This window comes from Nonomuraea sp. NPDC049646 (assembly GCF_044465525.1).
In the GTDB taxonomy this organism is placed as follows: domain Bacteria; phylum Actinomycetota; class Actinomycetes; order Streptosporangiales; family Streptosporangiaceae; genus Nonomuraea.
Window position 1 is genome coordinate 241,847 of the sequence record NZ_JBITLU010000004.1, and the last position, 6,639, is coordinate 248,485.

At 71.3% G+C, this 6,639-nt stretch carries 5 protein-coding genes; all 5 read right to left on the minus strand.

Translation table 11 applies throughout. The features are described 5' to 3' along the window. Positions 1–26: 26 nt before the first annotated feature. Positions 27–1,853: an ABC transporter substrate-binding protein gene (locus ACIBQ8_RS13595; protein ID WP_397180125.1), complete on the minus strand. Its 1,827-nt coding sequence runs from the start codon at positions 1,851–1,853 to the stop codon at positions 27–29. A gap of 203 nt (positions 1,854–2,056) precedes the next feature. Next, on the minus strand, positions 2,057–3,862 hold the full coding sequence (locus tag ACIBQ8_RS13600; RefSeq protein WP_397192048.1) for a S9 family peptidase: 1,806 nt from the start codon (positions 3,860–3,862) through the stop codon (positions 2,057–2,059). Positions 3,863–3,902: 40 nt separating this feature from the next. After that, positions 3,903–4,760 carry a glutamate ABC transporter substrate-binding protein gene (locus ACIBQ8_RS13605; protein WP_397180123.1) on the minus strand — a complete coding sequence of 286 codons (858 nt, stop codon included), beginning with the start codon at positions 4,758–4,760 and terminating at the stop codon, positions 3,903–3,905. Between the two features lie 145 nt (positions 4,761–4,905). After that, a complete protein-coding gene (locus ACIBQ8_RS13610) occupies positions 4,906–5,823 on the minus strand; it encodes an amino acid ABC transporter permease (protein ID WP_397192049.1) in 918 nt (305 codons plus the stop codon). Continuing rightward, complete coding sequence (locus ACIBQ8_RS13615) at positions 5,820–6,488, minus strand: amino acid ABC transporter permease (RefSeq protein WP_397180121.1); 669 nt, start codon at positions 6,486–6,488, stop codon at positions 5,820–5,822. Before ACIBQ8_RS13615 ends, ACIBQ8_RS13610 begins: the two co-directional genes overlap by 4 nt. Positions 6,489–6,639 lie beyond the last annotated feature (151 nt).

Sequence of the window (6,639 nt, forward strand, 5' to 3'; positions counted from 1 at the left end):
CCGGCGCGCCCGCGGGAGGCCGGTCGTCAAGGCGTGTTGGGGTTCAGCCAGAGGTTGGTGACGTCGAAGACCTGGTACGACGGCAGGTACAGGGCGTTCTGCACCCGCTTGTTCTTGTAGAGCGGCGTGTTCTGGTTGTTCAGCGGCACGATCACCGCGTCGGCCAGCACCGTCTGGTCGGCCTCGTGCCACAGCGCCGCGGCCTTGGCCTGGTCGGTCTCGGCGAGCGCCCGCTTGATCAGGTCGTCCACCTTGGGGTTGCTGTAGCAGCCGTAGTTGCTGGTGCCGGCGTTGCAGTTGGTCTGGAACAGCGGCTGCATGACCGCGCGGCCGTTGTTGCCGTACCAGTCGGGGATCCAGCCGGGGGCCGACAGGTCCCACTCGCTGTTCTTGGCGTGCGAGGGCGTCTGCAGGTAGGTGTAGTAGTCGCCCTGGCGCAGCGGCAGGCCCTTGACGGTGATGCCGCACTTCTTCAGGTCGGCCGCGTACGACTGGAAGTTGGCCGGGTGGTTGCCCGCGTTGCGGAAGGCGCCGATGAGGGTCAGCCCGTTGGGGTAGCCGGCCTCGCTCAGCAGCTGCTTGCACTTGGCCGGGTCGCCCTGGTCGCCCGGCGTCGGGTACGGGTTGTACTCCTGGTAGCCGATGTTGCCGGGCGGGATGACGGTGTGCAGCGCGGTCGCGACATCCGCGCCGCCGTAGATCTTGGCGATGGCGGTCTTGTTGATCGCGTACTCGATGGCCTGGCGGACCTTGAGCTTGCCCATCGCCCCGCCGGCGTTCTTGCTCTGCAGGTTGAACACCACGTACGGGTTCGTCACCGCGCCGGGGAAGATCGTGAAGTTGGGGTCGTTGCTCTTGAGCTGCGGGATCTGCGAGGTCGGCACCGGCAGGTCCCACGACAGGTCGGCGCTGCCGGCCTCGATCTGCTGCTGGACGGCGTCCGGCTCGCCGACGCCCATCTTGACGTCGATGGCGTTGACGTACTGGTGCCTGATCGGGTCGGACTCCTGCTTCCAGGCCGGGTTCTTCTCCAGCCGGATCGACTTGGTGGCCACGTACGAGGTGATCTTGTACGGGCCGTTGGAGATCACGTGCTGGCGGAAGGTGGCGTCGTCGGGGACGTACTGGTCGTACTCCTGCGGCGCGGCCGAGGCGAAGTTCAGGGCCAGGATGTTGAGGAAGTCACCGGCCGGCTGGGTCAGGGTGAAGACGACCGTCTTGTCGTCCTTGGCCTGCACGCCGGCGATGTCGTGGCCGTTCTGGAAGTCGGCCAGGGCCTTGGCGGTGGGCTTGGCCTTCTCGAACGCCTTGATGTAGGCGTCGCAGTACTCGGCCATGCCCTTGATCGTGCTGGTGTAGTAGCCGGGCGCGCCGGAGCCCGCCACCGGGTTGCAGATGCGCTTGAACCCGCGGACGAAGTCGCCCGCCGTCACCGGCCGCGGCGGCTGGGTGTCCCACTGCACGCCGTCGCGCAACTTGATGGTGTACGTGAGCTTGTCGGCGCTCAGTCCGCCGTTCGCCTCGGTGGGCAGCTCGGTCGCTATGTCGGGCAGCACCTCGTAGCCCTTGGTGGTGTCGGCTCCCGCCGCGACGCCCTGGAGGGCGTACAGCTGGCGCGAGTAGCCGCGCATGATCCCGATGGTGACGACGTAGTAGATGCTGGTCGGGTCGAGATGGTCGACGTCGCCCGAGCCCACGAGCCTGAGCGTGCCGCCCGTGACCGGGCTTCCGGAGCTCTGGCTCGCTGCGGGGGGCGGAGCGGATTTGCTGGTTCCGTTCTGCGTCGCGCAGGAGGTGGCGAGCAGAGTTGCCGCCGCCACCGTGATGATGCTGAGATGGCGCAAGCTGGCCATCTGGCCTCCCTCGTGCCGAGATGGGGGTGTTGTTGGCTGGCACAGCTGGGGCGCGTGTCGTGGCCGCGACGCGCGCCCCACGTTTACTGAGACGAGCAACCCATGCCGGAGGAAGACTGTCGAGGTCGGTTACGTAACTGTTTGCGACTAGCGACTGGTCGGTAATGCTGATTCAGTACGGGAATTGTCTGGAGATCGCGACATTAACTGAATAGCTGCTGGTAGAAAGCCAGCTCGGCGGCCAGGGCCGCGACCCGCGTCTCCAATCGACGAAATCCATGGGATTCGCCGTCGAAAGCGAGATAAGTGCAGGGGACGCCGCGCTCGGACAATGCGTCGGCGAAGGCCGTCGACTGCTCGGGCGGCACCACCGGGTCGTCGAGCCCCTGGAGCAGCAGCATCGGGCAGGACACGCCGTCGACCAGGCCGAGCGGCTCCCTGGCGGCATAGACGGCCGGGTCGTCGCCGACCAGCCACTCGACGTACCGGGACTCGAAGTCGTGGGTGTGCGCGGCGAGCGGCGCGAGCGCGCTGACGCCGTAGTAGGACACCCCGCCCGCGAACACGCCGGAGCGGCAGCAGGCGGCCATCACCGTCCAGCCGCCCGCGCTGCCGCCGCGCACCGCGATCCGGGCCGGGTCGGCCAGCCCGGAGTCGGCCAGCCACCGGGCGGCGGCGACGGTGTCGGCGACGTCGACCAGCCCCCACTGGCCGCGCAGCCGCTCCCGGTAGGCGCGGCCGTAGCCGGTGGAGCCGCCGTAGTTGACGTCGAGCACGCCGATGCCGCGCGAGGTCAGGAACGCCTTCTCCAGGTCGAGCGCGGTGTCGGCGTGGGCGGTGGGGCCGCCGTGCACGAACACCACGAACGGCGTCGGCTCCTCGGCGACCTGGTGCAGGAAGGCGTGGACGGGCCGCTCGCCCGGCACGACCACCGGCCGCGGATCGGGCACCCCGGACAGGTCGGGCAGACGCTCGCCGGCCCGCGCCAGCGGCTCGGCCCGCCCGGCGGCGACGTCGACCCGCACGACCGAGCGCGGCAGCCGGGCGGCGTGGCCGACGCCCGTCACGGACATGCCGTCGGCCGCGAGCGCGGCCTGCCATCCGGTGTGGGGCAGGTCGAGGTCGTGGAGCGCGCCGGTGGCCGGGTCGAGCACGCCCAGCCGCAGGTCGCCGCGCCCGTGCAGGACGGCGAGCCGCCCGTCGCCGAGCACGGCGTAGGGCGCGCCGCCGAGCTGCCACGGCGGCTGCGTGAACTCCTCCTCGGCCGGGCACAACGCCCGCGGCGCGGCGCCGTCGAGGCCGCACTCGTAGAGGTTCCACCAGCCGGAGCGGTCGGAGACCAGGTAGAGGGTGGCGTCGTCCTTCCAGACGGGCGACAGGACGGACTCCGCCTCGCCGCCCAGCACCGTGCGGGACTGCCCGTCGCGCAGCCGGACGACGCGCAGCTCGGTGCCGTCCCAGGGCATGCGGGGGTGGTTCCAGCAGACGTAGGCCAGGTGGGTGCCGTCGGGGGACAGGGCGGGGGAGGCGTAGAAGTCGTGGCCGAAGGCCCGCTCCCGGGGCTCGCCGCCCGCCAGCGGGATCGACACGACGGACCGGGTGATCTTGCCGTGCTCGCCGTGGCGCTCGCGCACCGCCCAGACCTCGCCGTCGTGGACGCTCAGGTCGGCGTAGCGGGAACCTTCGGCCGTGAGGGGTTTCGGCTGGCCGTTTTGCCCGAGAAGGTACAGGCGCTGGTCGGCCAGAGCGGCGAAGACCACGTCGCCGCCGGGCGTCACGGCATAGGGACGGCCGCCGTACTCGTGGACCCTCGTGCGCGCGCTCCAGGGGGCGGGCAGCAGGTCATGGCAGGTGCCGTCGGCCTCGCGGCGGACGATCGCGGTGCGGCCGCCCTCGCCCGGACGGTCTTCGGTCCACCACACCCGGCCGCCCTGGGCGACGGGCCAGCCGGGCCGCAGACCGGCGGCGGCGACGTCGCGGGCGGAGATGGGGGACGGCCAGAAAGGCATACTTGCATCCTGCCGGAAGATCCGGGGCCGTGGGGCGCGATCAAGAACATCTCTCCTGCGGCGGCATCGTGGTGGGCAGGTTGAGCCCGGTGTCGCCGAACCACTTGCGCAGCAGCCGCGTGGCCGTCCCGTCCCGCCACATCTCGACCACGGCCCGCTCGGCGGCCTCGCAGGTCTCGATGTCGCCCTTCTTCAGGCCGATGGCGTACCGCTCGTCGGTGAAGGGGTCGTTCAGCAGCCGGAACAGGCCGGGGGCCTGCTGGGCGAAGCCGGCCAGGGTCAGGTCCTCGGTGGAGACGGCGTCCAGCTCGCCGGCGCTGAGCTTGCGCACGCAGTCGGAGTAGTTGGCCGCGGGCACGGCCACGACGGGCAGGTCGAGCTTGCCGTCCGGCGGCGGGTCGGCGACGCGCTTGAAGGAGTTGGAGCCGGGCACCTGGCACACGCGCTTGCCGCGCAGGTCGGTGACCTGGCGGATGGACGCGTCCTCGGCCCGGACCATCGTGTCCTGGTGCACGAGCACGTACGGGCCGGCGAAGGTCACCTTGGGCCTGCGGGCCTCGGTGATGGAGTAGGTGGCGAACACCATGTCCACGGTGCCGTTCTGGAGCAGCGCCTCCCGGCCTGCCGCCGGCGCCTCCCGCCAGGTGATGTGCACGGGACGGCCGCGGGCCAGCTTGGCGACGACGTACCGGGCGACGTCCACGTCGAAGCCCTCCGGATCGCCGGGACCGGCCTTCAGGCCCAGGCTCGGCTGGTCCCACTTGGTGCCCACGATGACCTGGCCGGTGCCCCTGATCTTGCCCACGACGCTGGAGTAGGCGCCACCGCCGCCGCACGCCACCGGTACGGCGAACGCGGCCGTGCCGGCCAGCGCCACCACGACTCCACGTATCCGCACGCACAGGAGTCTGTGGGCTGACCGGCTCCGCGGGGCCGGTCAGCGTGCCGCACCGGCGAAGATCTGAGCCTTTCTTTACGAGACGGCGGCGGGACGGGAGCCCCGCCGCCGTGCTCGTCCGCGGGCCCGGGGCCGGGCCCGCGGGTCACTCCACGGGGATGTCGGGCGCCATGCCGCCGCCCTCGGTGCCCTGGCCGGTGGCGACGCCGACGGAGGCCGCGCCGGGGGTGGCGATCGGCCGCGCCGAGGTCTTCCTGCTGCGCCGGCTGCGCCGCTCCAGCCGGGTGGCCAGGTAGCTCAGCGTCATGTTGAGCGCCACGTAGATGACGCCGATGACGATCGCCGCCGGGATCAGCGAGCCGAAGTACGCGGCCGGCAGGATCTTGAACCCGGTGTTGAGCAGGTCGACGTAGGCGATGATGTAGCCGAGCGCGGTGTCCTTCAGCAGCACCACGAGCTGGCTGATGATCGCCGGCATCATCGTCGTGACCGCCTGCGGCAGCAGCACCAGGCGCAGCACCTGGTTCTTGCGCATGCCCACCGCGTAGGCGGCCTCGGCCTGCCCCTTGGGGATGGCGTGCACGCCCGCGCGCACGATCTCCGCCAGCACCGAGCCGTTGTAGAACATCAGGCCCAGCACCACCGCGATGAAGGCATAGTCGCCGCCGCCGGCGACGGCGGGCGCCAGGTAGAAGATGAAGAAGATCAGCAGCAGCAGCGGGATGGACCTGAAGATCTCCACCACCGCGGCCGCCGGCACCCTGATCCAGGCGTGGTCGGAGAGCCTGGCCAGGCCGAAGACCGCGCCGAAGACCAGCGCGAGCACCGCCGCGGCGGCCGCCGCCTCCAGCGTGCCGAGCAGGCCCGGCAGGATGAACTCCCGCCACACCTCGGCCGTCAGGAACGGCTGCCAGATCTTGCCGTCCCACTGGCCCTTGGCGTCGAAGCCCCGGTAGACGAAGTACACGACGGCCAGGACCGCCAGGACACTGATCGCCGTCAGCAGGTGGTTGCGCAGCCGGGCCCGCGGGCCGGGGGCGTCGAACAGGACGGACGCGCTCATCGCGCCACCGCCAGACGCCTGGCCAGCCAGCCGGAGAAGAAGCCGATCGGCATGGTCACGATCATGAAGGCCACGACCACCCCGAGGAAGATCGGGATCGAGGCCCCCGTGGTGTCGAACGTGAGCTTCATCTCCGCGGCCACGTCGGCGGCGTACCCGCCGGCGACCGCCACCGTCGTGTTCTTGATCATGGCGATCATCACGCTGGCCAGCGGCGCGATGACCGATCGGAACGCCTGCGGCAGGATGATCAGCCGCAGCGTCTGCATGAAGCTCAGCCCGATCGCCCGGGCCGCCTCCGCCTGTCCCATCGGGACCGTGTTGATGCCCGAGCGCACCGCCTCGCACACGAACGCCGACGTGTAGAGCGACAGGCCCATCGAGACGATCCAGAAGGAGTTCGTCCGCGGCTCGCCGGAGAAGACGAGGCCGAGCTTGTCGCTCAGGCCCAGCGCCGAGAACGCCAGCACCAGGGTGAGGGGGGTGTTGCGCACCACGTTCACATAGACCGTGCCCACCGCGCGCAGTACGGGCGTCGGGGAGACGCGCATCCCGGCCAGGACCGTCCCGAGGACGAGCGAGACGACCGCGGCCACGAGCGCGATCCTGATGTTCCCCCAGAAGCCCATCGCGAGGTCGGGCAGGTACTTGATTAGTTCATCCATCGTGCTCCACCGCATAGAGCGGCGGGGGGCGGGGGGCCCGCCCCCCCCCCCGGGGGGGGGGGGGGGCCCCCCCCCCCCCCGGGGCGGGGGGCCCCCCCCGGGGGGCCCCCCCGCCGGCCCCCCCGCCCCCCCCCCCCCCCCCGCCCCCCCC

What these genes read in the sequence shown, in the direction of transcription:
- ACIBQ8_RS13595 (WP_397180125.1), bottom strand. Translation starts at nt 1,853, where the DNA reads ATGGCCAGCTTGCGCCATCTCAGCATCATCACGGTGGCGGCGGCAACT.
- ACIBQ8_RS13600 (WP_397192048.1), bottom strand. Translation starts at nt 3,862, where the DNA reads ATGCCTTTCTGGCCGTCCCCCATCTCCGCCCGCGACGTCGCCGCCGCC.
- ACIBQ8_RS13610 (WP_397192049.1), bottom strand. Translation starts at nt 5,823, where the DNA reads ATGAGCGCGTCCGTCCTGTTCGACGCCCCCGGCCCGCGGGCCCGGCTG.
- ACIBQ8_RS13615 (WP_397180121.1), bottom strand. Translation starts at nt 6,488, where the DNA reads ATGGATGAACTAATCAAGTACCTGCCCGACCTCGCGATGGGCTTCTGG.